At 56.7% G+C, this 22,467-nt stretch carries 23 protein-coding genes; 10 read left to right on the forward strand and 13 right to left on the reverse strand.

The window, feature by feature from the left end; genetic code table 11:
• Positions 1 to 405 precede the first annotated feature (405 nt).
• From PUV47_RS17455 to PUV47_RS17470, 4 genes are all read left to right on the forward strand, one after another.
• On the forward strand, positions 406 to 1,368 hold the full coding sequence (locus PUV47_RS17455; protein WP_274219881.1) for a LysR substrate-binding domain-containing protein: 963 nt from the start codon (positions 406 to 408) through the stop codon (positions 1,366 to 1,368).
• A gap of 194 nt (positions 1,369 to 1,562) precedes the next feature.
• Positions 1,563 to 3,209, forward strand: coding sequence for a U32 family peptidase (locus PUV47_RS17460; RefSeq protein ID WP_274219882.1), 1,647 nt, complete (start codon positions 1,563 to 1,565; stop codon positions 3,207 to 3,209).
• 243 nt (positions 3,210 to 3,452) lie between these two features.
• Positions 3,453 to 4,628, forward strand: coding sequence for a M20 aminoacylase family protein (locus PUV47_RS17465; protein ID WP_274219883.1), 1,176 nt, complete (start codon positions 3,453 to 3,455; stop codon positions 4,626 to 4,628).
• 78 nt (positions 4,629 to 4,706) lie between these two features.
• Positions 4,707 to 5,645, forward strand: a complete 939-nt coding sequence (locus tag PUV47_RS17470; RefSeq protein ID WP_274219884.1) for a threonine/serine dehydratase — start codon at positions 4,707 to 4,709, stop codon at positions 5,643 to 5,645.
• Between the two features lie 48 nt (positions 5,646 to 5,693).
• Here PUV47_RS17470 and PUV47_RS17475 read toward each other — a convergent pair whose 3' ends face one another.
• Both PUV47_RS17475 and PUV47_RS17480 read right to left on the reverse strand, forming a co-directional pair.
• Positions 5,694 to 6,392, reverse strand: a complete 699-nt coding sequence (locus tag PUV47_RS17475; protein WP_274219885.1) for a TenA family protein — start codon at positions 6,390 to 6,392, stop codon at positions 5,694 to 5,696.
• Between the two features lie 276 nt (positions 6,393 to 6,668).
• Positions 6,669 to 7,703, reverse strand: coding sequence for an aspartate-semialdehyde dehydrogenase (locus PUV47_RS17480; RefSeq protein WP_274220114.1), 1,035 nt, complete (start codon positions 7,701 to 7,703; stop codon positions 6,669 to 6,671).
• A 1,326-nt stretch (positions 7,704 to 9,029) separates the two neighbouring features.
• Between PUV47_RS17480 and PUV47_RS17485 the strand changes: the two genes are divergently transcribed.
• Entirely contained in the window at positions 9,030 to 9,533 is a 504-nt protein-coding gene (locus PUV47_RS17485) for a hypothetical protein (protein WP_274219886.1), read from the forward strand.
• Between the two features lie 173 nt (positions 9,534 to 9,706).
• Positions 9,707 to 10,291, forward strand: coding sequence for a DUF2726 domain-containing protein (locus PUV47_RS17490; protein WP_274219887.1), 585 nt, complete (start codon positions 9,707 to 9,709; stop codon positions 10,289 to 10,291).
• Positions 10,292 to 10,338: 47 nt separating this feature from the next.
• Here the strand turns inward: PUV47_RS17490 and PUV47_RS17495 are convergent, their stop codons facing one another.
• Positions 10,339 to 10,755: a hypothetical protein gene (locus PUV47_RS17495; RefSeq protein WP_274219888.1), complete on the reverse strand. Its 417-nt coding sequence runs from the start codon at positions 10,753 to 10,755 to the stop codon at positions 10,339 to 10,341.
• A gap of 307 nt (positions 10,756 to 11,062) precedes the next feature.
• On the opposite strand from PUV47_RS17495, the gene PUV47_RS17500 reads away from it, so the two are divergent.
• Positions 11,063 to 12,190: a choloylglycine hydrolase family protein gene (locus PUV47_RS17500; RefSeq protein ID WP_274219889.1), complete on the forward strand. Its 1,128-nt coding sequence runs from the start codon at positions 11,063 to 11,065 to the stop codon at positions 12,188 to 12,190.
• 64 nt (positions 12,191 to 12,254) lie between these two features.
• On the opposite strand, the gene PUV47_RS17505 is transcribed toward PUV47_RS17500, so the two are convergent.
• The 5 genes from PUV47_RS17505 to PUV47_RS17525 all read right to left on the reverse strand — a co-directional run bounded on the left by PUV47_RS17505 (position 12,255) and on the right by PUV47_RS17525 (position 15,836).
• A complete protein-coding gene (locus PUV47_RS17505; protein WP_274219890.1) occupies positions 12,255 to 12,794 on the reverse strand; it encodes a GNAT family N-acetyltransferase in 540 nt (179 codons plus the stop codon).
• A 138-nt stretch (positions 12,795 to 12,932) separates the two neighbouring features.
• Positions 12,933 to 14,051, reverse strand: a complete 1,119-nt coding sequence (gene leuB / locus PUV47_RS17510) for a 3-isopropylmalate dehydrogenase (protein ID WP_274219891.1) — start codon at positions 14,049 to 14,051, stop codon at positions 12,933 to 12,935.
• A gap of 96 nt (positions 14,052 to 14,147) precedes the next feature.
• Positions 14,148 to 14,543, reverse strand: coding sequence for a VOC family protein (locus PUV47_RS17515; RefSeq protein WP_274219892.1), 396 nt, complete (start codon positions 14,541 to 14,543; stop codon positions 14,148 to 14,150).
• Between the two features lie 106 nt (positions 14,544 to 14,649).
• Positions 14,650 to 15,315: a carbonic anhydrase gene (locus PUV47_RS17520; RefSeq protein WP_274219893.1), complete on the reverse strand. Its 666-nt coding sequence runs from the start codon at positions 15,313 to 15,315 to the stop codon at positions 14,650 to 14,652.
• Between the two features lie 137 nt (positions 15,316 to 15,452).
• Positions 15,453 to 15,836: a RidA family protein gene (locus tag PUV47_RS17525; RefSeq protein WP_274219894.1), complete on the reverse strand. Its 384-nt coding sequence runs from the start codon at positions 15,834 to 15,836 to the stop codon at positions 15,453 to 15,455.
• A gap of 201 nt (positions 15,837 to 16,037) precedes the next feature.
• Here PUV47_RS17525 and PUV47_RS17530 point away from each other — a divergent pair, with 201 nt between their 5' ends.
• Positions 16,038 to 17,099, forward strand: coding sequence for a MaoC family dehydratase (locus PUV47_RS17530; protein WP_274219895.1), 1,062 nt, complete (start codon positions 16,038 to 16,040; stop codon positions 17,097 to 17,099).
• Between the two features lie 67 nt (positions 17,100 to 17,166).
• On the opposite strand, the gene PUV47_RS17535 is transcribed toward PUV47_RS17530, so the two are convergent.
• The 5 genes from PUV47_RS17535 to tsaD form a co-directional block, all read right to left on the reverse strand.
• The gene (locus PUV47_RS17535) at positions 17,167 to 17,595 is read right to left on the reverse strand and encodes an EVE domain-containing protein (protein ID WP_274219896.1); all 429 of its coding nucleotides are present in this window, start codon (positions 17,593 to 17,595) and stop codon (positions 17,167 to 17,169) included.
• 1 nt (position 17,596) lies between these two features.
• A complete protein-coding gene (locus tag PUV47_RS17540) occupies positions 17,597 to 17,887 on the reverse strand; it encodes a YciI family protein (RefSeq protein ID WP_274219897.1) in 291 nt (96 codons plus the stop codon).
• Between the two features lie 86 nt (positions 17,888 to 17,973).
• Positions 17,974 to 18,987: an NAD(P)H-dependent glycerol-3-phosphate dehydrogenase gene (locus PUV47_RS17545; protein WP_274219898.1), complete on the reverse strand. Its 1,014-nt coding sequence runs from the start codon at positions 18,985 to 18,987 to the stop codon at positions 17,974 to 17,976.
• An 18-nt stretch (positions 18,988 to 19,005) separates the two neighbouring features.
• Positions 19,006 to 19,479 (reverse strand): NUDIX domain-containing protein, encoded by a 474-nt coding sequence (locus tag PUV47_RS17550; protein ID WP_274219899.1) that lies wholly within the window; start codon positions 19,477 to 19,479, stop codon positions 19,006 to 19,008.
• A 39-nt stretch (positions 19,480 to 19,518) separates the two neighbouring features.
• Entirely contained in the window at positions 19,519 to 20,622 is a 1,104-nt protein-coding gene (tsaD, locus tag PUV47_RS17555) for a tRNA (adenosine(37)-N6)-threonylcarbamoyltransferase complex transferase subunit TsaD (RefSeq protein ID WP_274220115.1), read from the reverse strand.
• A 104-nt stretch (positions 20,623 to 20,726) separates the two neighbouring features.
• Here tsaD and hemC point away from each other — a divergent pair, with 104 nt between their 5' ends.
• Both hemC and PUV47_RS17565 read left to right on the forward strand, forming a co-directional pair.
• Positions 20,727 to 21,665: a hydroxymethylbilane synthase gene (gene hemC, locus PUV47_RS17560; protein WP_274219900.1), complete on the forward strand. Its 939-nt coding sequence runs from the start codon at positions 20,727 to 20,729 to the stop codon at positions 21,663 to 21,665.
• Positions 21,665 to 22,387, forward strand: coding sequence for a uroporphyrinogen-III synthase (locus PUV47_RS17565; protein WP_274219901.1), 723 nt, complete (start codon positions 21,665 to 21,667; stop codon positions 22,385 to 22,387). The genes hemC and PUV47_RS17565 overlap by 1 nt, the downstream gene beginning before the upstream one ends.
• The last annotated feature ends 80 nt before the right edge of the window (positions 22,388 to 22,467 follow it).

A 22,467-nucleotide genomic window follows, 5' to 3' on the forward strand; every position in this document is an offset into this window, starting at 1 on the left:
CGCAGTATGCGTGTGCAATCTGCAATTGTTGAGGTCGACAACAGATATAGTTGCTTATTGCAACCAAAAGAAAGGGCCGTTGCGGCCCTTTTTGCTTGGTGACCATAGCGTCAATGTAGTCTACCCAGTTATTGTATATTTAAAATAACCTAGAGTAAGATATTTTATCCTATCTGGTAGCTTTGTCTCAATTGTACTATCAATAATATTTATGGAATACTTTTATCGAATATTGCATTATCGATAATCTAAGCGTGTGCTTTAAACTTGTTTGTGTCATGTCTAAATTCTTGCTGAGTGGTATTTGCAGCCTTAGTGGGTGTTTAAAATATATTTCAACTGTGGTAGTTCTCGCTGAATAAAGAAAAAACGGTATTCTCGTAACTATCTACAACAAGGCTTTTCATGGGTCGGTTACCTCCACTAAACGCTCTGGTTGCCTTCCGTGCTGTAATGGAAACGGGCAGCCTCGTATCTGCTGCGCAAAAGCTTTCAATTACAGCGAGTGCAGTCAGTCATCGTCTTAAAGCTCTTGAAGATCATCTTGGTCTAGAGCTTTTCGTTCGTCGTTCGCGGGCAGTCTTTCCAACTGCAGCGGCCTATCGCTATTTTGCAGAGATATCCGAAGCATTTGACCGCATCAGTGCCGCCACACGCACAATTGAAAGCGTGGGCAACAAGGACCTTCTCTCCATTCACGGGCCATCGGGTTTTACAAGCCGCTGGCTGCTAGGGCGTCTGAAGTCGTTCGCGACCCAGACCCCTGAGATCTCCGTCACCTTGACCAGCACGGAAGTGTCTGGTGTTTCAAACGACGGCAGATTTGATCTTGAGTTTATTCGCGGCGTTGACGTGCCCAACGGTTTTGAGGGCATTTCCCTCGGAAAAGAAAAGTATCGTCCGCTGATTTCACCTGAGCTGCTGGATACCATTGGCTATCCGAAAAAACCGGCCGATTTGTTGAAGGTGCCAACGATTTCAAGTCGGTACTGCCCAATCAAATGGCAGGATTGGTATGAGGCGGCAGGGGTGGAAGACCCTGTGCCCAATGAGGTGATGAGCTTTGAGAGCTCTGCGCTCAGTCTTGATGCAGCCATCGAAGGCTTGGGGATCACGCTGGAATCCAGCTTGCTCAGCGCCGATGCGGAAGCTGCCGGAAAACTAGTTCCACTGTTTCCTGAGTATCAAAGCGTCTTCTCGAGTTATCGCCTGATCTGGCGTGAGAAACGTGGCGGCGAGCCCAAGATCCGCCGCTTCGTAGGTTGGCTTGAAGAGCAGCTCAGCGGCCGTGGCGACGGTGGAGAGGCAGTGACGCGTTACAAGGATGGTGCGCGCCAATCTGCTGACGCCGAGGAAATGGCGAATTAGTATTTATACGCAATGACTTCGTTAATATGGGCCGCGGTTCAGGATGCTGAGCCGCGGCTTTGTTTTGGGGGTATTCATGCCCTCGAAAATACCTTAAAAGCACTCCAGCCTTTACTGTCGCGGCCGCCCCGATCTGGGTTGAAGGCCGCATTTTGATCCGCCTTGTTGGGCGACAGCGAACTCCGGTCAGACAAATGAGAACATCTGAACTCCTGATGCCTGCGGGCAATCTGCAGAAGCTGAAAATTGCCATCCTCTATGGTGCCGATGCCGTGTATCTGGGTACGCCCGACATGTCGTTGCGCACCAAGGCCGAATTCACCTTGGAACAGGTGGTCGAGGGAATTGAGTTTGCGCACCAGCATGGCAAGCGGGTGTACCTGACGCTCAACCTGTTTTCGCACAACAAGGACATTCCCAAGCTTGACGAGTACGCCGAAACCATTCGCGACATCAATCCTGATGGTTTGATCATCGCTGATCCGGGCGTGTTCCAGTACATGCGCAAGAAATTGCCCAATGTCCCGCTGCACATTTCCACCCAGGCGAATGTATGTTCCTGGCTTTCCGTTGATTTTTGGAAGGAACAGGGCGCGGATCTGGTGGTGCTGGCGCGTGAGGTGTCGTTCCCCGAGCTGGAGGAAATCCGCGAAAAGTGCCCGGATATTCGCTTGGAAGCTTTTGTGCATGGGGCCATGTGCATGACCTATTCTGGGCGTTGCCTGCTCTCCAACTTCATGGCGGAGCGCGGCGCGAACCAGGGGAACTGTGCCAACTCGTGCCGCTGGAACTACAAGGTGCGCATGCGCATGAAGGATGGCACCATCGACGAGCTGGAGCTGAATGAAGACAACATCGGCATGTTCGAATTTCTGCTGGAAGAAGGGTGTCGGCCGGGCGAGTTGATGCCCATCATGGAAGACGGGCGCGGGTCTTACATCCTGAATTCCAAGGATCTTTGCCTGATGCCGAAGCTCAATGACTTTCTGCGGATCGGCGTTGACTCCCTGAAAGTGGAGGGCCGCAACAAGTCCATGTATTACGTGGCCGTGGTCACGCGTGCTTATCGGCAAGCGATTGATGACTACTATGCGGATCCGGAGAACTGGCGCCCGCAAAAGTACATGGACGAGATGTATTCCGTTGCCAACCGGGGATACACCACTGCGTTCCATGATGGGCGCCTCAACAACTACGCCCACAATTATGAAGATACCCATTCAATCGGTGAGTGGGAATTCGCAGGCCTGATTGAAGATGTCACGGATGATGCCTTCTACATGAAGGTGAAAAACAAGATCACTGCAGGCGAAGTGCTTGAGTTCCTTGAGCCAATGTCTGAGGACAGCATTCTGCTGCGTATCTACGAGTTTGAAAACTCCAAGGATGGCGCAGTAACCAGCGAAGTTCACGCAGGCAAGCAGCCTGTCATCCGCATTCCTTTCTCCCTGTTTGACAAGGAAGAGGTTTCGACCTTCAAGGAGCGTTTCCCGGTCAACACTGTGGTGCGCAAGGAAAAGCCACTGACACCAGAACAGTGGAGCCGCTTGAAGCTGGACCGTACGGCTGAGCGCATTGAGGCGCGCGGTGAGGCGACTGAAGCCCAGCAGGGAAAGTATGAGAGCCTTAGGGACCAGCTGATTGATGCTATTGCCGATGGCAATCAGGACCGGACGCCAAAGTCTCCTCGTCTTGGGATTGATGGGTGCTGTGGCAGAGGCTGCAACGGCTGCATGATCTTTTGGGAAGACCCGAAGTTTGAGAAAGCGCGGGAGATTTTGAAGACCAAGAAACAGGGCGTTATGCTGGAGCGGAATGCGCTGAAGCATGAGGTGAGCTAAATACCCATTACAATTGGGTTTTCATGGAGGGCAGGTGCAACATGCATCTGCCTTTTTTGTTGTGCTTGCTGCAACTATTGCGGCCAGATCGCTATTGGTATTGCAGTGTTTGGCATGAGTTCATGAGAAAATTGCAGCATTCCAATATCGCAATTGGGCTTGTGAGTATGCGCCAAATAGTTGCACATTAGGATTCTTCCAGATTGAGATAATTCAAACACTAATTCCCGGGGAGCTGCACCCATGCCGATTGTTAATCGACTTGCCGAGTTACACGATGAAATCACCGCTTGGCGTCGGGATTTTCACGAGAATCCGGAGATCCTGTATGAGACGCACCGCACCGCGGCGCGCGTTGCCGAGTTGCTGGAAAGCTTTGGCGTCGATGACATTACAACCGGAATTGGGCAGACCGGCGTAGTGGGTGTAATCAAGGGCAAGAATGGTGGTGCAGGCAAGACCATCGGGCTTCGCGCCGACATGGACGCGCTGCCGCTGACCGAGACATCCGGCAAGCCATGGGCCTCCAAGCACCCCGGAAAAATGCATGCGTGTGGTCATGACGGCCACACAGCCATGTTGCTTGGCACTGCGAAATACCTCGCTGAAACCAGAAATTTCGACGGAACGGTTGTTCTCATATTCCAGCCTGCGGAAGAGGGCGGGGCGGGCGCCAAGGCGATGATCAACGATGGCTTGATGACGCGTTGGAACATTGACGAGGTGTATGGCCTGCACAACATGCCAGGTTTGCCGGTTGGTGAGTTTGCCATTCGGCCGGGGCCGCTCATGGCCGCAACGGATGAATTCCAGATTACAATCAAGGGTTTGGGTGGCCATGCGGCGCGTCCCTATGAGACCATTGATCCGATCGTTGTGGGCGCGCAGCTGGTAACGGCGCTGCAATCCATCGTCAGCCGCAACACCAACGCGCTCGAGGCAGCCGTGATTTCCGTGACTGTGTTTGAGGCTGGCTCAGCGTTCAACATTGTGCCGGAGACTGCAAAGCTGCGCGGTACGGTGCGGACCCTGAGCAACGATGTGCGTGAGATGATCGAAACCCGGATGAAAGCGATGGTGGAGAGCGTTTGCGCAGCACATGGGGCAACCGCAGATATCCTCTACGACAAGGGCTACCCGGTTACCAACAATCACGCGGATCAAACTGATTTTGCCGTTCAGGTAGCGCGGGAAGTTACCGGTAGTGCGGATAAGGTGAATAGCGAAGTTAACCCGACCATGGGCGGTGAAGATTTCTCCTTCATGTTGGAAGAGCGCCCGGGGGCATTTATTTTTGCGGGCAACGGTGACACGGCAAAGGTGCACAACCCTGCCTATGACTTTAATGATGAGCTTATCCCTTACGGTTGCTCCTACTTTATCAAACTGGTTGAAACGGCGATGCCTACCTCTGGCTAACCCAAACCGTGGTGCAGTGTATGCTCCCGATATTCGTCGGGAGCATACTTGTTTTTATCTGAAGCTTTGGCGGGATAGATGATCAATAAAGAAGAAATTACCAAGGCTTATCAACGCATTGCGCCGTTCATTCGGCGGACGCCAGTGGTGGAGAGTGGAGCTGGCACGTTTGGCCTGCCTTTTTCAATCAATATGAAGTTGGAGCAGGTGCAGCACTCCGGGTCATTCAAAGCGCGCGGGGCGTTTAATTCCCTTCTGCAAATGAAGGTGCCGGAAGGAGGCGTTGCGGCTGCTTCTGGGGGCAACCACGGCGCGGCGGTGGCGTGCGCAGCGTCTGCCTTGGGGCATAAGGCCAAGATATTTGTGCCGGAAATCTCCAATCCCGCGAAGATTAAAAAGATCCGTCACTATGGGGCTGAAGTGCATGTTGAGGGCGCTGCCTATGCGGATGCTGCCGCATTGTGCGCCCGTCACCAGGAGGAAACTGGTGCGATAGATATTCACGCTTACGATGCGCCGGGCACAATCAATGGGCAAGGAACGGTTGCGCTGGAGTGGGCAGCGCAGGCGCCGGACCTTGATACGGTGTTGGTGGCTGTGGGCGGCGGAGGACTGATTGGTGGGATGAGTTGCTACTATCAAAATGGCATAGACGTGATCGCTGTGGAGCCCGGTGGCGCGTGTTCATTGCACGCTGCACTGGCTGCAAATGAGCCTGTGGACGTTGAGGTGAACAGTGTTGCGGCCAACAGCCTTGGCGCGAAGCGGTGTGGCACGCATACCTTCGCCTTGGCAAAAGAGTATGTATCTCAGTCAGTTCTGGTGAATGATGCGGACATTTTGGATGCCCAAGCCAGGCTCTGGACGCAGATGCAGCTTGCGGTGGAGCCAGGTGCTGCGACTGCACTGGCGGCGTTGATCTCCGGTGCCTACCAGCCCAAGCAAGGTGAGCGTGTGGGCGTTTTGGTCTGCGGCGGCAATGCAGATCTTGGACAGTTGGAACAAGCGCTGGGCTGAGTTTGTCCATGAGGCTGGCATCAACGCCAGCCTCTTTCAAGCCTTTGATCAGTCTGTGCTTACTGCGTCGAAAAAAGCTGCTTCGAGTTCGCACATGCGGCTAAACCGCTCTTGAACTTCCCGCTGGCGCCAAGCTGGCAAAGCGGGGCCGACGCGGTTCATTTCCGCCTTTAGCCAACCGACAAACCGCAGGAACGCGGGGTTGTCGTGAAGGTCGATCCATTCCGCCAACCAGAACTGATCAGGGCGCGGTTTTGTGCCCTCTCGTGTGCACCAGTCCATATAGACCCACTCGGCGCAGAGCAGGCACGCAAGGCCGTCTTCGTATTTGCCTTTCCCGGCAGCAGAGAGCAGCGTGGCGGCAATGGAACGGGTGGTATCGTTCGCAACGGCGTTTTCATAGGTCTCTTTGGAGAGGCCAAGTGCTTCAAAAGAGCGAAGAAAATAGTCGTTCTCTGCAGAGGTGAGCTGTGCGAGGAAGGCGGAAAGGACGCCCTTGGCTTCCATTGTCGGCGCTTTGGCGACCAGATAGCCCAGTGCGGATGCCAGATCGACAACAAAGGCATAGTCTTCAATAAGATAGCGCCGATAGGCATAATCGGAAACTGTGCCATTTCCAACCGCAATCGTGAACGGATGTTGGGTGGCTTGTTTCCAGTTCTCAGCGGACTTTGCCTGCAGCCAATCGCAGAAAGTGGCCTCTTTGTTCTCGGTGGTAAACAGCGCGAAGGTTGTTTGTTGCAGCATGTGTTGTTGTTCTCCCAGTGCCTTTTCTCCCGGCGCGGACAGGATGGGGGGAATATCTCATTCGCGCCAGTTCGCAAAATCCACTAATGCAACCGCTGGGTGGTGGAGGTGGAGGTGGCGAGGCAGGCCGCGGGGAGCAACAGCGGCAGGGCAAGGGGCGGCTGGTTGCTAGCCCTACATATTATTTCGCGCGACTGCCGAGACAATCGCGCGATTTTGTTTGTTTTGGGAAGGTGTTGCACCACGTGACGACCAGTCGCCGCCACGAGGTTCGTTTTAGGCCGCAGCGCTTTTTGGCTGGATCAAGCCTCGGTTCACGAGCACTTCGGCAATCTGAACGGTGTTGAGGGCTGCGCCTTTGCGCAGGTTGTCTGAGACAACCCACATGTTGAGGCCATTCTCAACGGTGGCATCTTCGCGGATGCGGGAGATGAAGGTCGCGTCTTCACCTGCGGACTCGTAAGGCGTGACGTAGCCACCGTCTTCGTGCTTGTCGACAACCAGACAGCCTGGGGCTTCGCGCAGGATGTTCTGAGCTTCTTCTGGCGTGATCGGGTTTTCGAATTCGAGATTCACGCTCTCAGCATGGCCCACGAAGACAGGAACGCGCACTGCGGTGCAGGTGACTTTGATCGCCGGATCAAGCATTTTCTTGGTTTCAGCCAGCACCTTCCATTCTTCCTTGGTGTAGCCGTCTTCCATGAAAACATCGATGTGAGGAATGATGTTGAATGCAATCCGCTTGGTGAACTGCTGAGGCTCGATCGGGTCGTTCACGAACACGGCGCGGGTCTGGTTGAACAGCTCGTCCATGGCGTCCTTACCACCACCGGATACGGACTGGTAGGTGGAGACGACAACGCGCTTGATCTTTGCAGCGTCATGCAACGGCTTCAACGCCACAACCAGCTGAGCGGTGGAGCAGTTCGGGTTTGCAATGATGTTTTTCTTTTTAAAACCAACAATATCGTCGGCATTTACTTCCGGCACGATGAGCGGCACGTCGGCGTCATAACGCCATGCTGAAGAGTTGTCGATGACAACGCAGCCTTTGGCGCCGATCTTTGGCGACCACTCCTTGGAGATGGTGCCGCCTGCTGACATGAGGCAGATATCGACGTCGGAGAAGTCAAAGTTCTCCATGGCCTGAACCTTCAGCGTCTTGTCGCCGAACGAAATGTCACGGCCCTGAGAGCGGCGGGATGCCAGCGGCACCACAACGTCTGCGGGGAAGCCTCGTTCTGCCAGGATATCGAGCATTTCGCGGCCCACATTGCCGGTGGCGCCTGCGATTGCGACCTTGTAACCCATTGGTTTCATTCCTCTTTGTCTCCCCCGTCGAGCGCCCGGGGGCAAGCCAAGCCGCCCGGTGAGCCCTCTGGCGCCCTCCGTCCCGGGGGAGAGCGCGGGAAAGAGAGGCACCGTCAGACGGTGGTTTTGGTCGTCGTTGTTGTGTGTGTAGTCATTCGGGCAGCCGTCATCGCGCAGCCCGCTGTTGTTGCGGTTGCTGTTTTCGTCGCGATTTTGATCATCAGATCAGCCATTGTTGTGGCGAGGCCCGTTCTCGTGAATGTTTCGGCAATTTTTCTGCCCCGACTTTCGTCGGTTGTCAACAGGCTTTGCTGGAACGAGCGCGATGGGCATAACTGCCGGCCGGCGTTGTGGGGTCTGAACGGCACAAAACCCCAGTTATTCCCTGCTGTTCCCCTATTGGGAGTTCAGTTGAATGCTGTGAAACACTGAAAGAAACTCAAGAAGTTTTTGCGTTGATGGATGCGTTGGTTTGAAAGAATCTTTCATTTGGTGCGTTCGAATGGTGCCGGGTTGAGGTGCTGCCGCCCTAGAGGGGCGTTGAGCGTTCTCCACCTGATTTGAAGCGGGGTCATTTTCTGGATCAGGTCGCTTGCGTTCGCAGCAGATGCCTGCCTGGCATGAAGGTGAGGACGCTGATCCGATCTGGTGTTGCCAGTAGGGTGCCGGTTCGGTCAGCAACCTCTGCTCCGATCTTTGGGTGGGGCCAAGGACCGCTAGAACGAGACCTTTGTAAGATAAAATGAATGCAGCATGCATAAATTGCAAGGGGCGCGGGGCAGGCAAAACGAGGGCGGTGACGTGCGGAGATGGTGAGACGCGGGGCAGCGGAGACGAGGGCCGGTGAGGTGTGGAGCTGGTGAGGCGCTTGGCAGGTAAGGCGCGGGGCAGGTGATACAGGGCAGGTCAGACGGTGGGGCAGGCAAAACGAGGGCGGTGAGTTGATTGGGCAGCTAGGGCGCTGGGTTTTGCAAGGTACCGGGGTCTGGGTTCGGTGAGGGGCAGGGGCGGGAGACACGCTCGGACTGAAGAGATGCTCGGACAGGGGAGGCGCTGAGCAGTTAAGGCACCTAGGCGGGAGCGCCCTCTGGACAGGAGGCGCACCCGGATAGGAGAGCCCTTGAGCAGTTAGGGGGATTGGGAAGACAGCAAGCCAGAGATGCCGCCACCCGCAGCTGGACCCTCTGGCGCAATCCGGCATGCGATTGAGCCCCCACAAGACAGCCCTGCGGAAATCGGTGGGCATACGGCGAAAACTGCGTCGGAAGCCTTGCTTCGCGTCCATGAACGCCGCAAGTTTGCACCGGGCAATTGCGGGCGAGATTGATGGACTTTCTGAAGATTGCAATAGACCTTGCAGGCGAGTTGGAGCGTTCTGGCATTCGCGCCGTGTTTGCTTATGGCGCATGGGTGTTGCCGACAACGCAACTGGCTCATTTGTTGGGTGCTGCGCTTTTGTTTGGCTGTCTGGTTCCCATGAACCTTAGAATGCTGGGCGTGTGGCCAACCGTTCCGCTGCATGACATGGCCCGCGTGCTGGTGCGCTCAAGCCTTGTGGGCGGCCTTGTGGCGATTGTGTCTGGCGTGCTCCTTCTGTCTCTCAATGCGCGTGTGTACGTGCAAAACGAGATGATGTGGTGGAAGGCTGGGTTCTTCGTGATTGCGCTGCTGAATGCCTTGTTGCTGCGGTTCGTGCCAGCGTGGCGCTATCTGGCACGGGTGGATTCCCGGGGCACCATTCGCCGGTTTCGCTGGGCTGGCCTCGTGGCCTTGGTGGCGTGGGGCGGCGTGATGGTTTGCGGTGCGCTCTACGGGATGAAGTGGCCCTGATGCTTTATGCGGTTCTTTTAGGCTAACATGCGTTGCGACGCCGTTTCGGCCTCTTTAGTCCGACGGATTAAATCCGTCGCACTGCAATTTCTCCTCCGAAATTTGAGTAATGCACACCCTTGATTCTATCTAGAGTTGTGATATTCGCTGCCGTAAGGGAGTGGCGTATTCTCATGACCAGTGTTTTTGCCGGTGCCGTCGGATTTGTGGCCTGCTTGATTTTGTGGAGGGTTCAATGGCAACTCAAGGCGCGTAAACGTGCCCGGAGAGACGTTGATGACCCACTAAACCAGCTGCGTTTCGTGGACATCGCAGCCCTGCGGTTGCGAGTTGTGATGACCCGGGAAGAGCAGCAGGTCTACAAGCTGATCAATCACTTTCTTTGCAGTGAAGGCTTGGGGCGTTACAACGTGTTTCCGCAGGTGGCGCTTCAGCGGGTTGTGATGGAAGATCAGGAAGGCAACCCAGATAGAGCCATCGTGGACAGCGCCCTGAACGCGCTCAGGGGAAAGGCTGTAAGCGCGTTGGTGGTAGACCCGAAAGGCCAGCCGGTTGTTGCGGTTGATTATCTCACTAACATCCCGCCGCGCGGCGTTGAGGGCGCGCAGGACAAGGTGAAAGCGCTGGCCCTGAAGAAAGTTGGAGTTGGGTATGTGGAAGTCTACCCGGCGGACCTGATGAACCCGACGGGCGTTTACGAGCAGCTCGAAGCGCATTTGAGCCAGAAGATCCGGCTTTCCGAGGCGCTAGACCCTTGAAAAACGCGCGGTCTTGCCTGCGCCTCAAGCATGGTTCAGCGCACGACTTAGTTGGCGCGCAGATACACAGCTTCATTGGTGAAACTGCCGGAATCCAACAGATGCACCGTCTGATAAACCGTGAGGCGGTTCTCCGCGCTGTTCAGTTCCCGCTTCGCTGACATGATCGTCAGGCCGCCGCGTTTGGCCTCGGAGGTCAGAACCCGGTTGCTTTCAAACATCAGGGCGAGGGTGTCGGCAAATGGGTTTTCCGGCATTGGCCGATCTTCACCGTCTGGAATGCCGGAGAAATTGGCCTCATAGGTTTCGCCGTCAGCTTCCACCGTCTTCATGAAGAAGCCGATCTCACCTTCCTTTTCGGCGATGGTCAGGCTGCCGCCCAGCGGAAGGGCGCCCTGCTCATAATTAGACTGGTCCGGATCAAGGATCCACGTGCCGAGAAACGGCTTGAGGCGATCGTCCATAACCGTGCGCTCCTATTGCTGAATTTCATGAGTTGTTGTGGAGGCTATATGCAGGACCGGCCCGTGGGTTTCAAGGGAACAGTGGCGGGGCGGTGGATTGTGGTGGAGAGGCGCGGCCATGGCTGCGCTTTGTGTGAAGGCTCCGTGCCGGACGGTCGCCGGTGGCTGCTTTCTGATTTGGCATTCCAGTTTGGGCAGGCCAAGGTCAGGTGGTTCAGAACTGGCTCAATTCTTAGAGGAAGGTTAAACGGCTTATTGGAGCCTTGCCGAAGATAACAAGGGCGCATACCAAAACATGGAGCGCACAATGAATAACGTATTCTGCAAAGTTCACCGCCGCTTACTGGCCGCCACATGCTCGGCGGCCCTATTGATTTCTGCCAGTACAGGGGCTTCGGCCTGTACCAGCTTTGTGATCAAGGCAAAGGACGATGGCCGGGTGTATGGGCGCACCATGGAGTTCGGATTTGAAACAGAGTCGACAGTTTCCATGGTGCCGCGAGGCTTTGAGTTTACCGCAACAACAGGCCTTTCTGACCCCATGGTGTGGCAAGCCAAATACGCTGTCATTGGCATGAATGCGATTAAGGATGACACCATGATCGTGGATGGCATCAATGAAGAAGGCCTGGCGGGCGGCGCGCTGTATTTTCCCGGATTTGCCAGCTATCCGGAGCCGACGCAGGACAAGGCCTCCAGTTCTCTCGGGCCGTTGAATTTTCTGGCTTGGGTTTTGACCAGTTTTGCGACAGTTGATGAAGTGCGGGACGCCCTTGCCTCCGTTCAGATCGTGGCGATTGAAAACACGGAACTCAAAGAAGTTCCGCCTCTTCACTTCACCCTGCATGATCGGTCCGGCAAGTCGATTGTGATTGAGCCGGTAAATGGCGAACTCAAGGTCTATGACAATCCTCTGGGGGTTATGACGAACTCTCCGGGGTTTGATTGGCATCTGATTAACCTGCGCAACTACGTAAATCTCTCGCCCGTGAACGCGGGGGAGAAGCAGGTTCTGGACGGTGAGGTTGTGTCTCTGGGCCAAGGCTCGGGCATGTTGGGATTGCCCGGCGATTCAACGCCGCCCTCTCGCTTCGTTCGGGCTTCCGCGTTTGTCTCTACCGTCGAAATGAGAGAGACAGCAGAGGAAAACCTGCATGTCGCCACGCACATGCTGAACAATTTCGACATTCCGAAAGGCTTTATCCGTCCCAACGCAGAGAAGGCCGGGGCACCGGAGCTACCGGACTACACCCAATGGTCCGTGATGGCGAACCTTGCGGACGCCACCTATTTTGTGCGCGATCAGGACGCCCTGAGTTTCAACTCTGTAAGCTTTGATGACTTCGACTTGGATGGCAGTGACATACGCAGCCTCGTGCCGCCGACAACAGATCCTTTCGAGCCGCTGGTGAAAGCCGAGGGCAGCAGGCCTTGAGAGGCCATGGAATGAAAGGTCTTGGAGGGAACGGGGGCCGCTCAGGCGGCTCCCAGCGTCGCCGCTACCAGTATTCTGAGTGATTGAGGGCTGCGGCGCAGCGTGTGGCGCCGGATATGGGCGCAATCTCAGCGTTGGTCAGGGATTGTGCAATCCAGCCTTCGGGGTAGGTGAGCTTCAGCGGCGGTGCGATCACCTCCTGCGCGATGGGCTTGAAGCCGACCTTGCCATAGAAGTTTGGGTCGCCGTAGGTGAGGGCGATTTCCGCGCCGCGTTGAGCCAGTTCCTGCAAACCAAACTTGATGAGCGCTTGCCCGACGCCGTTTCCTTGAGCTTCTGGCGCAACAGCGACGGGCGAGAGCAGGTAAGCCAGCGCTGGGCTGTGCTCAAAATGGAAGCGCGTGAACACGATGGCGCCTTGAATGCGGTTGTCTTCAAGGGCAAGGAAGGTCAGCAACTCGTCTTCTGGTGTGGACGCCAGCAGGTTGGCCGCAAGGGTGCCGATCAGCTCGCCTTCGTTTTCTCCCTCGGAGGCGCTGAATGTTCGGCGAAAGAGCGCGGTGACTTCATCGGCTTGAGCTGGAGTGAAACTGGTAAACTGCATTGCGGCCTGTCTTATGGATAGATTGGTGATGCTCGCTTCACCTAATACTGGAGAGGGAACGGGCTGGCAAACAAAAACAAGGCCCGCATCCATGAGGGAAGCGAGCCTTGGCCTGTCAAACAGATTGGGTATGGGGTGCTAGAGGCTGGTTGCCAACGCTTCCAGTTCGCCGACGATGGCGTTGCCCATTTCCTTGGTGGAGATGGTGGCCTGATCGCCTTGCGCGATGTCCTTGGTCCGCAGTCCCTTGTCGAGGGCGTTGGAGATCGCCTTTTCCAGCATGTCCGCTTCGGTGATCATGTTGAAGGAATAGCGCAGCGCCATGGCGAAGGACGCGATCATGGCAATCGGGTTTGCTGCCCCTGTGCCCGCGATATCTGGCGCGGAGCCGTGTACTGGCTCATAAAGTGCCTTGCGCTTGCCTGTGGCAGCGTCCGGGGCCCCAAGAGAGGCGGAAGGCAGCATGCCGAGAGAACCGGTCAGCATGGCTGCAACATCGGACAGCATGTCGCCGAACAGGTTGTCACAGACGATGACGTCAAACTGTTTTGGCCAACGCACCAGCTGCATGCCGCCTGCATCTGCCAGCATGTGCTCCAGTTCCACGTCCTTGTAGGACTTGTCATGGGTGGCGGTGACGACCTGGTTCCACAAAACGCCAGATTTCATCACATTGCGTTTTTCCATGGAGGTGACCTTGTTGCGGCGGGCGCGGGCAAGGTCAAACGCAACTCCGGCGATGCGCTCGATTTCGTAGGTGTCGTAAACCTGTGTGTCCACGGCGCGCTGCTGGCCGTTCTCCAGCTCGGTGATGGTCTTCGGCTCGCCGAAGTAAACACCGCCTGTCAGCTCGCGCACGATCAGGATGTCGAGGCCTTCGATGACGTCTTTTTTCAGCGAAGAGGCATCGGCCAGTGCCGGGTAGCAAATGGCCGGGCGCAGGTTGGCGAACAGGCCGAGGTCTTTGCGCAGGCGCAAGAGGCCCGCTTCCGGGCGCACGTCATAAGGGACGTCATCCCACTTAGGGCCGCCAACAGCGCCAAAGATGACGGCGTCTGCTGCCTGAGCCTTGGCCATGTCTTCTTCGGAGATGGAGGCACCATGGGCGTCATACGCAGCGCCGCCGACGAGGCCTTCATCGTAGTCGAAGGTGTCAGCCGTACGCTCGTTGAACCAGCCAATGACCTTCTTCACTTCCTCCATGATTTCTGGACCAATGCCATCACCGGGAAGAAGAAGCAGTCTATTGCTTGCCATGGGTCTCACTCGCCCCCTTTTTACGCTTGAATTTGGAACGGTGAGATATGGCCGGATTTCCGCGCCTTTTGCAAGGCGCGGACCCGATAGATGTCCTCAACGATATCTGCCGTGACGCTCAAGTATCTCAATGCGGTAGCCGTCCGGGTCGACGACAAAGAAGAAACGAGCGATAAGAACGCCGTCGCGGAAGAACTCCTTGATGTCTTCCGGATTGAGGCCTTCGTTCTGAAGACGGGCGTGTTCTTCGTCAAGTTTATCAACGCAGAAGGCCATGTGGCCGTAGCCGTTGCCAAGGTCGTAGGCTTCTGTGCGGCCCTTGTTGACGGTCAGCTCTAATTCGAAATCTGCCTCCTCGTTGCGCAGGTAAACGAGGGTGAAGCTTTCGAAGTCAAACCGCTCGGCGATCTCCAGCCCGAAGGCTTTTGAGTAAAACTCAACTGAGCGCGCCTCTTCCAGCACGCGGATCATCATGTGAATGGCTTTAGCCATGGGAGGCCTCACTGAATGGGATAAAACTAAAAAGAAAGGCTGGGTGAGCCACCCAAAAGGTGTGCCCGCGTGGCAGGCTCTTCAAGGGCCCAGCCCAACAACTTGATCAGGCCAGGCCGAGGACGGAAAGCAGATCAACGGCCGGAATGAACTTGGATGTTTGCTTGTCCATGACCCGCAGCTCGCCCGCGCCAATGTCAAACCACGCGCCGTGAAGCTGGAGCGACTTGCTTTCCACCCGTTTGGTGATGAACGGGAAGGTGCGCAGGTTCTTCAAGCTCTGGCGAATGCCCGCATACTCCATGCCGAGCTGGGGGTCTTCATTGGGCTCTACCGGGTTACAGGCCAGCTCGATGGCCGCAGGCTCCAACTGCTTGATCCATGGGCCAAGGAATTGGCCGGGAGACTGCGGGTTGATGCCACGGGCCCGGAATGCCTGAACGCCGCCACACTTGCAGTGGCCAAGCACCACGATGTGCTCCACCTCCAGACCGGTCACGGCATATTCGATGGCAGCACTGGTGCCGTGGGTGCCGTTGTCATCCTCAAACGGGGGGACGAGATTTGCAACGTTGCGCACGACGAACAGTTCGCCCGGCCCAGCGTTGAAAATCCCCTCCGGGGTGACCCGGCTGTCACAGCAGGAGATGACCATCACCTTGGGGTCCTGACCATAAATGGCCAGCGCGCTGTACTGCTCGCGAAGGGACGGGTAGGTGTTCTCTCTGTAGCGGCTGTAGCCAGCAAGCAGTTCCTTCGGAAAATCTTTCATTCTGTCCTGTTGGTCCCTGGTTCTCTTGCCGCCTTTGAAACTCTTTTGGGTTGGGCGGCGCCGGTCTCCATAGGTGAAAATACTTGCATCTCTGAAGTAGTCTCGAAGTGAAGTGGCGCCGAACCAAACGGCAATTGTTACTTTAGCTTCGCCGTTACTTCAATTTCAACCTTCATTTCCTCTTTGATGAGGTCACAGATTACCATGGTTGCAGCGGGCCTGATGTCGGCGAAGTACTCGCCCAGAACGGCGAAGACCGCATCCACATAAGCACGGTCAGTGACGTAATACCGCGCCCGAACCACGTCATTCAGGGTGGCTCCGGCTGTTGAAAGGGCGTCCTTGATGGTCTCCAAGGCGTTGGCGGTTTGAGCTGCAGCGTCATCTGGCATGGTCATGGTGCTGTAGTCATAGCCGGTGGTGCCGGACACATAGACAAAATCCCCTTCAACAACGGCGCGGGAATAGCCTGCAACTTTTTCGAAGGGTGACCCCGATGAGATGAGCTTACGGTCTGCCATGATACAACCCTCCTGTTGTCTTTCGAGTTTGAACGGTGGTCTGAGCGCTGGGCTCGGATCGTTCATTCTAACAGAGTTTGCCGCTGAAGCCTCTACGTTAATCTGGCGGAGGGACAAAGGTTCGGGTTGCCTGAGCGTGGGCCATCCTGTTGAATGGTGCCACTTAAGCGCGTGTTCGGGAAGGCAAGCTGAGGACCATCGATGAGCATCTCGGGAAAGACCAGTAAGGGCCACTTCTTCGAAGATTTTTATGTGGGACAGGTGCTGCGCCACGGCACGCCGCGCACCATCACGGATGGAGACACGGCTCTTTACACGGCGCTTTATGGTTCTCGTTTTGCGGTGCAGTCTGCGGATTCCTTCGCCAACGCGGTGGGCTATCCGCAAGCGCCAATTGATGATCTGCTGGTCTTTCACATGGTGTTCGGGAAGACGGTTCCGGATGTTTCCCTCAATGCCGTGGCGAACCTTGGCTATGCCGAGGGCCGGTTCCTCCTGCCGCTGTACCCCGGGGATACGGTGGTGGCGGTCTCTGAAGTGATTGGCGTCAAGCAGAACTCCAACGGCAAGACCGGCATCGTTTATGTGCGCACGGTGGGGTATCGGCAGGATGGTGAGAAGGCGCTGGAATATGTGCGCTGGGTGATGGTGCCGAAGCGCGATCCCCAAGCCACATGTGGGCCCGACCATGTGCCGCCGCTGGATACGGTGGTGGCGGTCGAAGAGCTGGGCGATGCGGTGCCGCACATTCATCAGTCGGGCTGGGATGAGGCGCAGTCGGGCTCCAGATTTCGCTACGACCACTATGAAATTGGCGAGAAGATTGACCACGTGGACGGCATGACGGTGGAAGAAGCGGAGCACCAGCTGGCAACGCGGCTCTTCCAGAACACCGCCAAGGTTCACTTCAATCAGCATTTGGCGCAAAACACGCCGCACGGCCGCCGGCTGATCTATGGCGGGCATGTGATGTCGCTCGCCCGATCCCTGTCATTCAACGGCCTGAGCAACGCGTTTCATGTGGCGGCCATCAACGGCGGGCGTCATGTGGCGCCGCTGTTTGCCGGGGACACGGTCTACGCATGGTCTGAGGTGCTGGACAAGCGGGAGCTGTTGGAGCGGGACGATGTTGGTGCCTTGCGCCTTCGGACGGTGGCAACGAAGGACCGGCCCTGCCATGATTTTCCCTGGAAGTCCGACGCCGGAGACTATGAGGCGGGTGTGCTGCTCGACCTGGATTATTGGGTGGTGCTGCCCCATTAAGCGGGTCAATGAAAAAGGCCTGAACCGCAATTGGATCAGGCCTTCCTAACCATCATTTGTGCTGGTTTCAGATCTTGTCGGGATCCAGACCGCCCAAGCGGCAGATCAGATCCCATTCCTCTGGCTTTACCGGTTGAACGGAAAGTCGCATGGACGTGACCAGAGACATGTCTGAAAGACGCTCGTCGGCTTTCACATCTGCAAGGGTGATCGGCTTGGGCACATCGCAGACCGCCTTGATGTCCACGCATTCCCAGCGTGGATCGTCGGTGGTGCTGTCAGGGTGGGCCAGAGCACATACTTCCACGATGCCAACAATCTCTTTGCCGATGTTGGAATGGTAGAAAAAGCCCCGGTCGCCGATCTGCATGGTGCGCATGAAATTGCGTGCCTGATAATTGCGCACGCCATCCCACTCTTCACCTTGATCGCCTTTAGCTTTCTGCTGGTCCCATGACCACTTGTTCGGTTCAGACTTGAAAAGCCAGTAGTTCAAATCAGGTCTCCGGATTGTTGATGAGCCAGTTCCATGGACGGATTTCTACGGATTCAAAGAGGCCAGCGCTTGAATATGGGTCTTCTTGAGAGATTGCCAGTGCTTCATCGCGATTTGCACATTCAACAATGAGCAAGGTGCCGGTTGAAGTTGTCATGTCGTCGGCCAGAAAGGGGCCTGCCGCCTTGACGCGTGGTCCCAGGTTCTTGATGAATTCCAAGTGAGCCGTGCGGGTTTCCTGCCGCAGGTTGGTGGCATGGGCCTTATCAGTGCAAATGATCGCATACAGCATGGGTTCGCCTCCCGAGTTCATGCAGAATCGCAGATTACGCGTATCTCATTACTATCCAACACGTAAACTTTAAAGGGAAACGGCGATCAGTGCGCTTCGCGCTTTAGCGGACGCGTCATTAGGTCGCTGAGCGCTTTTTCGATGCTCAGTTTGCCGGTTACGACCTCTGCCACGGCTGCTGCTATGGGCATGTCGACACCGTGTTTTGCGGCCAGAGAGACGGCAATGCGCGCTGAGTGCGCACCTTCGGCAAGCTTTTGACCGGGGGCTACAAGGCTCTGTGGGTCCGTGCCGCGCCCAATGGAAAGGCCGAAAGCGAAGTTGCGGGATTGCTCCGAGGAGCATGTCAGCACAAGGTCGCCAAGGCCAGACAAGCCGGTAAGAGTTTCCTTACGGGCACCCAGAGCGGCCCCTAAGCGGGAGAGTTCTGCGAATCCGCGTGCCGTAAGGGCGGCTTGCGCGCTGGCGCCGAGGCCGTAGCCCACTGCCGCGCCGCAGGCGATGGCGAGCACGTTCTTAAGCGCGCCGCCGACTTCCACGCCGATGAGATCGTCCGTGGCGTAGGGCCGAAAGCTCGCGGAGGCGAGTGCTTCTGAAAGATGGTCGGCAACCAAGGCGTTTTCGCTGGCGATGGTCACGGCGGTGGGCAGGCCCTTGGCCACATCAACGGCAAAACTGGGTCCAGAGAGCGCGCAGGCGATGGCATCCGGCAAGGATTCATCCACAACTTCTGAGAGAAGTCGGCCGGTGCTGGCCTCAATTCCCTTGGCGCAGAGCACAAGGGGCGTGCCTTTGGTAACCCATGGCTTGATTTGTTCAAGGACAACAGCGGTGGTTTGCGCCGGGGTGACAAGCAGGATCGCATCAGCGCCGTTAACCGCCTCTTCCAGATCTGTCGTGGCGGTGATGTGCTCAGCCCACGTAATGCCGGGAAGATACTTCGGGTTGGTGTTGTGCTCGTTGATGGCCGCAACGGTTTCTGCATCACGGGCCCATTGGCGCACGGTTCGTCCGGCGCGGCACGCGGCCAGCGCCAGCGCGGTGCCCCAAGAGCCGCCACCCAGCACAGCGATGGTCTGATAGGTTGTTGGGTCGGACATGAACAGGCCTTTCTTAACTCAAACCAAACCGAGGCGTTTGCGAAGTGCTGCGAGCGGGCGATCAAAACCCGCGTAGTAAAGACCTGGATCCAGATTGGCGGTCTCTCGCAGGTCCAGCCACTGATAGCGCAACAGGATCGGATCGCTGCCGTCGCTTGGATGCATCTCGTAGTGATCCCAGGTTTCTGCGGGCTTCTCCCGCAAGCGAGCGTGATAAAACACACGGCGCTGCCAGCCGGGATTGCGAACCTCCTGTTTGAGGTAGGTTTCCTCGTCGAGAAGGTCGAGCGCGCAAGACAGCCTCAAGCCAGTTTCTTCCTCAAACTCTCGCAGTGCAGCCTGAAGGAAGCTCTCGCCGGGGTCAACGGTGCCGCCTGCAACCTGAAAGCCCTCATCTTCCGGCACTTCCGGTTCATGCATGACCAACAGCTCCGGGCCACAGGTCAGGTAGATGTAGGCCTTGAAGGCCAGCTCTCTAGGAGAAGTGTGCATGGATTTCCTGCGTGAAAGAATGCTCTGGAGGAGACGCGCTCAGACCTTAGCGCCTTTTCGGCCGGAGCCAAACACACTTTCAGAGAGTTGGTCCAAGGGCCAGCGTGGGCGCGGCACTTCTTCCATGTCGTCGCCATCCCCGTTTGTGGCAGCCTGATCCAGCCCCTTGGTGCGCAGGCGTTCAATGCCCGCCCATGCAATCATGGCAGCGTTGTCGGTGCACAGTTTGTGCGGCGGCGCAATCAGGCTGGCTTCATTCTGGCTGGCAACCTCGGTCAGCCGGGTGCGGATGGCGTTGTTGGCAGCTACACCGCCTGCAATGACCATGACCGGAGCAATTTCCGGGAAGCGTTCTTTGAACAGCTCGAAGGCCCGCTGGGAACGATGGCCGATGACATCTGCCACCGCTTCCTGAAACGCGGCGCAAAGGTTGTTGATTGTTTCGTCGCTGACCGGCTCTTCCTTGAGCGCTGCGGTGCGCACGGCCGTCTTGAGGCCCGCAAAAGACATGTCGAGGCCGGGACGGTCCAACAACGGGCGCGGCAACTTGTAGGCCTTCGGATCGCCTTTGGCGGCTGCCTGTTCCACTGCAGGGCCGCCGGGATAGGGCAGGCCAAGCAGCTTGGCGGTCTTGTCGAAGGCTTCGCCAATGGCGTCGTCAATGGTGGTGCCGAGGCGTTCGTACTCACCGATGCCTTTCACCAGAAGAAACTGGGTGTGCCCACCTGACACGAGCAGAAGAAGATAGGGAAACGCCACCTTGTCTGTGAGGCGCGCGGTCAGCGCATGGCCTTCCAGATGGTTGATTGCCAGCAGGGGCTTGTTGGCTGCCATGGCGATGGCTTTGGCTGTCATGAGGCCGACAATGACGCCGCCGATCAGGCCTGGGCCAGCAGTGGCGGCAACGGCGCTGAGATCATCCCAGCTGGTGCCCGCCTCATCCATGGCTTTTTGGGCGATTCCATCCAGAACCTGAATGTGAGAGCGGGCCGCGATCTCCGGCACAACGCCGCCGTAGGTCTCATGCTCATGGATTTGCGAATAGATGGCGTTGGAGAGGATTTCGTGCTCTCCGTTCTCATTTACGCGCACCACGGCTGCGGCGGTTTCGTCACAACTGGTTTCTATGCCGAGGACGGTCAGCACCCGGTGTCTCCTTATGACCTGTTCTTTGTTAATGCCCGAATGGCCGATTGATTTTATAGGTCGAACGCTTTAACCCGCTCCATTAGCACGAGGCCCTAGCGTTGGAAATGAGTTCCTTGCAAAAAAAACTGATCAAGATCGGCACGCGTGGAAGTGCCCTCGCGCTTGCACAGGCGCATGAAACCCGGCAGCGAATGATGGATGCCCACGGGCTGCCAGAGGAAGCATTTGAGGTTGTCGTCATCAAGACGACCGGCGACAAGATTCAGGATCGCCCTCTTTCCGAAGCGGGCGGAAAAGGCCTGTTTACAAAGGAAATCGAAGAGGCGCTGCTGGATGGCACCATTGATCTTGCGGTGCATTCTACCAAGGACATGCCAACGGTATTGCCGGAAGGGCTGGCGCTGACCACCTATCTGCCGCGGGAAGATGTGCGTGATGCATTTTTATCCCCAAAAGCGGCGCGGGTGGAAGATTTGCCACAGGGCGCGGTTGTGGGTTCTTCTTCCTTGCGCCGTCAGGCTCAGATCAAGCGTCTGCGTCCGGACATTGAGGTAGTCATGTACCGTGGCAACCTGCAAACGCGGCTGCGCAAACTGGAAGAAGGCGTGGTGGATGGCACCTTTCTGGCGTGTGCGGGTTTGCATCGCCTCGGTCTTGAGCATCTGATTACCTCGCGCGCTGATACCGAGCAGTTCTTGCCAGCGGTGGGGCAAGGGGCAATCTGCATTGAGGTGCGCGAAAACGACGCCGAGATTGCCAAGATGCTGGCACCCATCCACGATGCGGAGACCGAAACGCGCGTGACGGTGGAGCGGGCGTTTCTGGCGGAAATGGACGGTTCGTGCCGCACGCCGATTGGGGGACTTGCTGTTGTAGAGGGAGAGCGGATACTCTTCAGGGGTGAAGTGATCAAGCCCGATGGCAGCCAAACCCACCGGGTGGAGCGGGAAGGCCCGATCAGCGAAGCAAGGAGCATTGGCGAGGCGGCCGGTAAGGAGCTCTACGCCAAGGCGGGGCCAGACTTTTTGGAGAGTTGATGCGTATTCTTGTGACCCGACCAGAGCCCGAAGCATCGCGGACAGCGGCGCAACTGCAGGCTATGGGGCACGAGGTAAGCATTGAGCCATTGCTGCAGTTTCAGGTGGTGCGCCCCAAGCCGGGCGCCCTGACGCTGGACGACGTGGGGGCGGTGGCGCTGACAAGCGCCCGTGCCTTGAGGTCGCTTGAAGAGCTGGGTGTTCTGCAGCAGCTGTTGAGTTTTCCAATCTTTACAGTCGGAGATCGCAGCGCTGAAGAAGCGCGTGCGGTTGGATTCGAGCGCGTTTACAGCGCGTCAGGCACGCTAGAAGATTTAACGGCGTTGATGGCGCGGGTGGGTGCCCGGGGAACGGTTTTTTACCCCTGTGGGCAGGACCTGAGCGGAGATCTGCCAAAAGCTCTTAGTATTCATGGGATAAAGTGTCGCGGTGTTGTGGTCTATGCCATGGAGCCGAAGGCGCGCTTTTCTGCCGATACGGCACACCGGCTTGCGGCAGGGGAGTTTGAACGGGTGTTGTTCTATTCGCAGCGTACAGCGCACACGTTTACGCAGTTGATGCGCCTTGAAAAAATCTCAGTGTTCGTTAACTCTATGAAAGCTCTATGTGTTTCTGAGAAAATCGCGGCAGCGCTGGACGGATTTGCGGAGGTGGAAATCGCCCGCGAACCGACCGAAGCGGCTCTGCTCGATTTAATAGGACAGAAACCGCTGGCGGATTAGATCGGATTTCTCTTGATTGCGCTGCGCTGAAATATGTGGCGTAACATGAACGGTGGTGTTCACTGGTAATTGCCAGAGCA

Origin of the sequence: Pseudovibrio exalbescens, from assembly GCF_028737195.1 — a bacterium.
Taxonomy (GTDB): domain Bacteria; phylum Pseudomonadota; class Alphaproteobacteria; order Rhizobiales; family Stappiaceae; genus Pseudovibrio; species Pseudovibrio zosterae.

Coding starts and splice junctions, on each gene's coding strand:
- PUV47_RS17455 (WP_274219881.1), top strand. CDS start 406: ATGGGTCGGTTACCTCCACTAAACGCTCTGGTTGCCTTCCGTGCTGTA.
- PUV47_RS17460 (WP_274219882.1), top strand. CDS start 1,563: ATGAGAACATCTGAACTCCTGATGCCTGCGGGCAATCTGCAGAAGCTG.
- PUV47_RS17465 (WP_274219883.1), top strand. CDS start 3,453: ATGCCGATTGTTAATCGACTTGCCGAGTTACACGATGAAATCACCGCT.
- PUV47_RS17470 (WP_274219884.1), top strand. CDS start 4,707: ATGATCAATAAAGAAGAAATTACCAAGGCTTATCAACGCATTGCGCCG.
- PUV47_RS17475 (WP_274219885.1), bottom strand. CDS start 6,392: ATGCTGCAACAAACAACCTTCGCGCTGTTTACCACCGAGAACAAAGAG.
- PUV47_RS17480 (WP_274220114.1), bottom strand. CDS start 7,703: ATGGGTTACAAGGTCGCAATCGCAGGCGCCACCGGCAATGTGGGCCGC.
- PUV47_RS17485 (WP_274219886.1), top strand. CDS start 9,030: ATGGACTTTCTGAAGATTGCAATAGACCTTGCAGGCGAGTTGGAGCGT.
- PUV47_RS17490 (WP_274219887.1), top strand. CDS start 9,707: ATGACCAGTGTTTTTGCCGGTGCCGTCGGATTTGTGGCCTGCTTGATT.
- PUV47_RS17495 (WP_274219888.1), bottom strand. CDS start 10,755: ATGGACGATCGCCTCAAGCCGTTTCTCGGCACGTGGATCCTTGATCCG.
- PUV47_RS17500 (WP_274219889.1), top strand. CDS start 11,063: ATGAATAACGTATTCTGCAAAGTTCACCGCCGCTTACTGGCCGCCACA.
- PUV47_RS17505 (WP_274219890.1), bottom strand. CDS start 12,794: ATGCAGTTTACCAGTTTCACTCCAGCTCAAGCCGATGAAGTCACCGCG.
- leuB (WP_274219891.1), bottom strand. CDS start 14,051: ATGGCAAGCAATAGACTGCTTCTTCTTCCCGGTGATGGCATTGGTCCA.
- PUV47_RS17515 (WP_274219892.1), bottom strand. CDS start 14,543: ATGGCTAAAGCCATTCACATGATGATCCGCGTGCTGGAAGAGGCGCGC.
- PUV47_RS17520 (WP_274219893.1), bottom strand. CDS start 15,315: ATGAAAGATTTTCCGAAGGAACTGCTTGCTGGCTACAGCCGCTACAGA.
- PUV47_RS17525 (WP_274219894.1), bottom strand. CDS start 15,836: ATGGCAGACCGTAAGCTCATCTCATCGGGGTCACCCTTCGAAAAAGTT.
- PUV47_RS17530 (WP_274219895.1), top strand. CDS start 16,038: ATGAGCATCTCGGGAAAGACCAGTAAGGGCCACTTCTTCGAAGATTTT.
- PUV47_RS17540 (WP_274219897.1), bottom strand. CDS start 17,887: ATGCTGTATGCGATCATTTGCACTGATAAGGCCCATGCCACCAACCTG.
- PUV47_RS17545 (WP_274219898.1), bottom strand. CDS start 18,987: ATGTCCGACCCAACAACCTATCAGACCATCGCTGTGCTGGGTGGCGGC.
- PUV47_RS17550 (WP_274219899.1), bottom strand. CDS start 19,479: ATGCACACTTCTCCTAGAGAGCTGGCCTTCAAGGCCTACATCTACCTG.
- PUV47_RS17565 (WP_274219901.1), top strand. CDS start 21,665: ATGCGTATTCTTGTGACCCGACCAGAGCCCGAAGCATCGCGGACAGCG.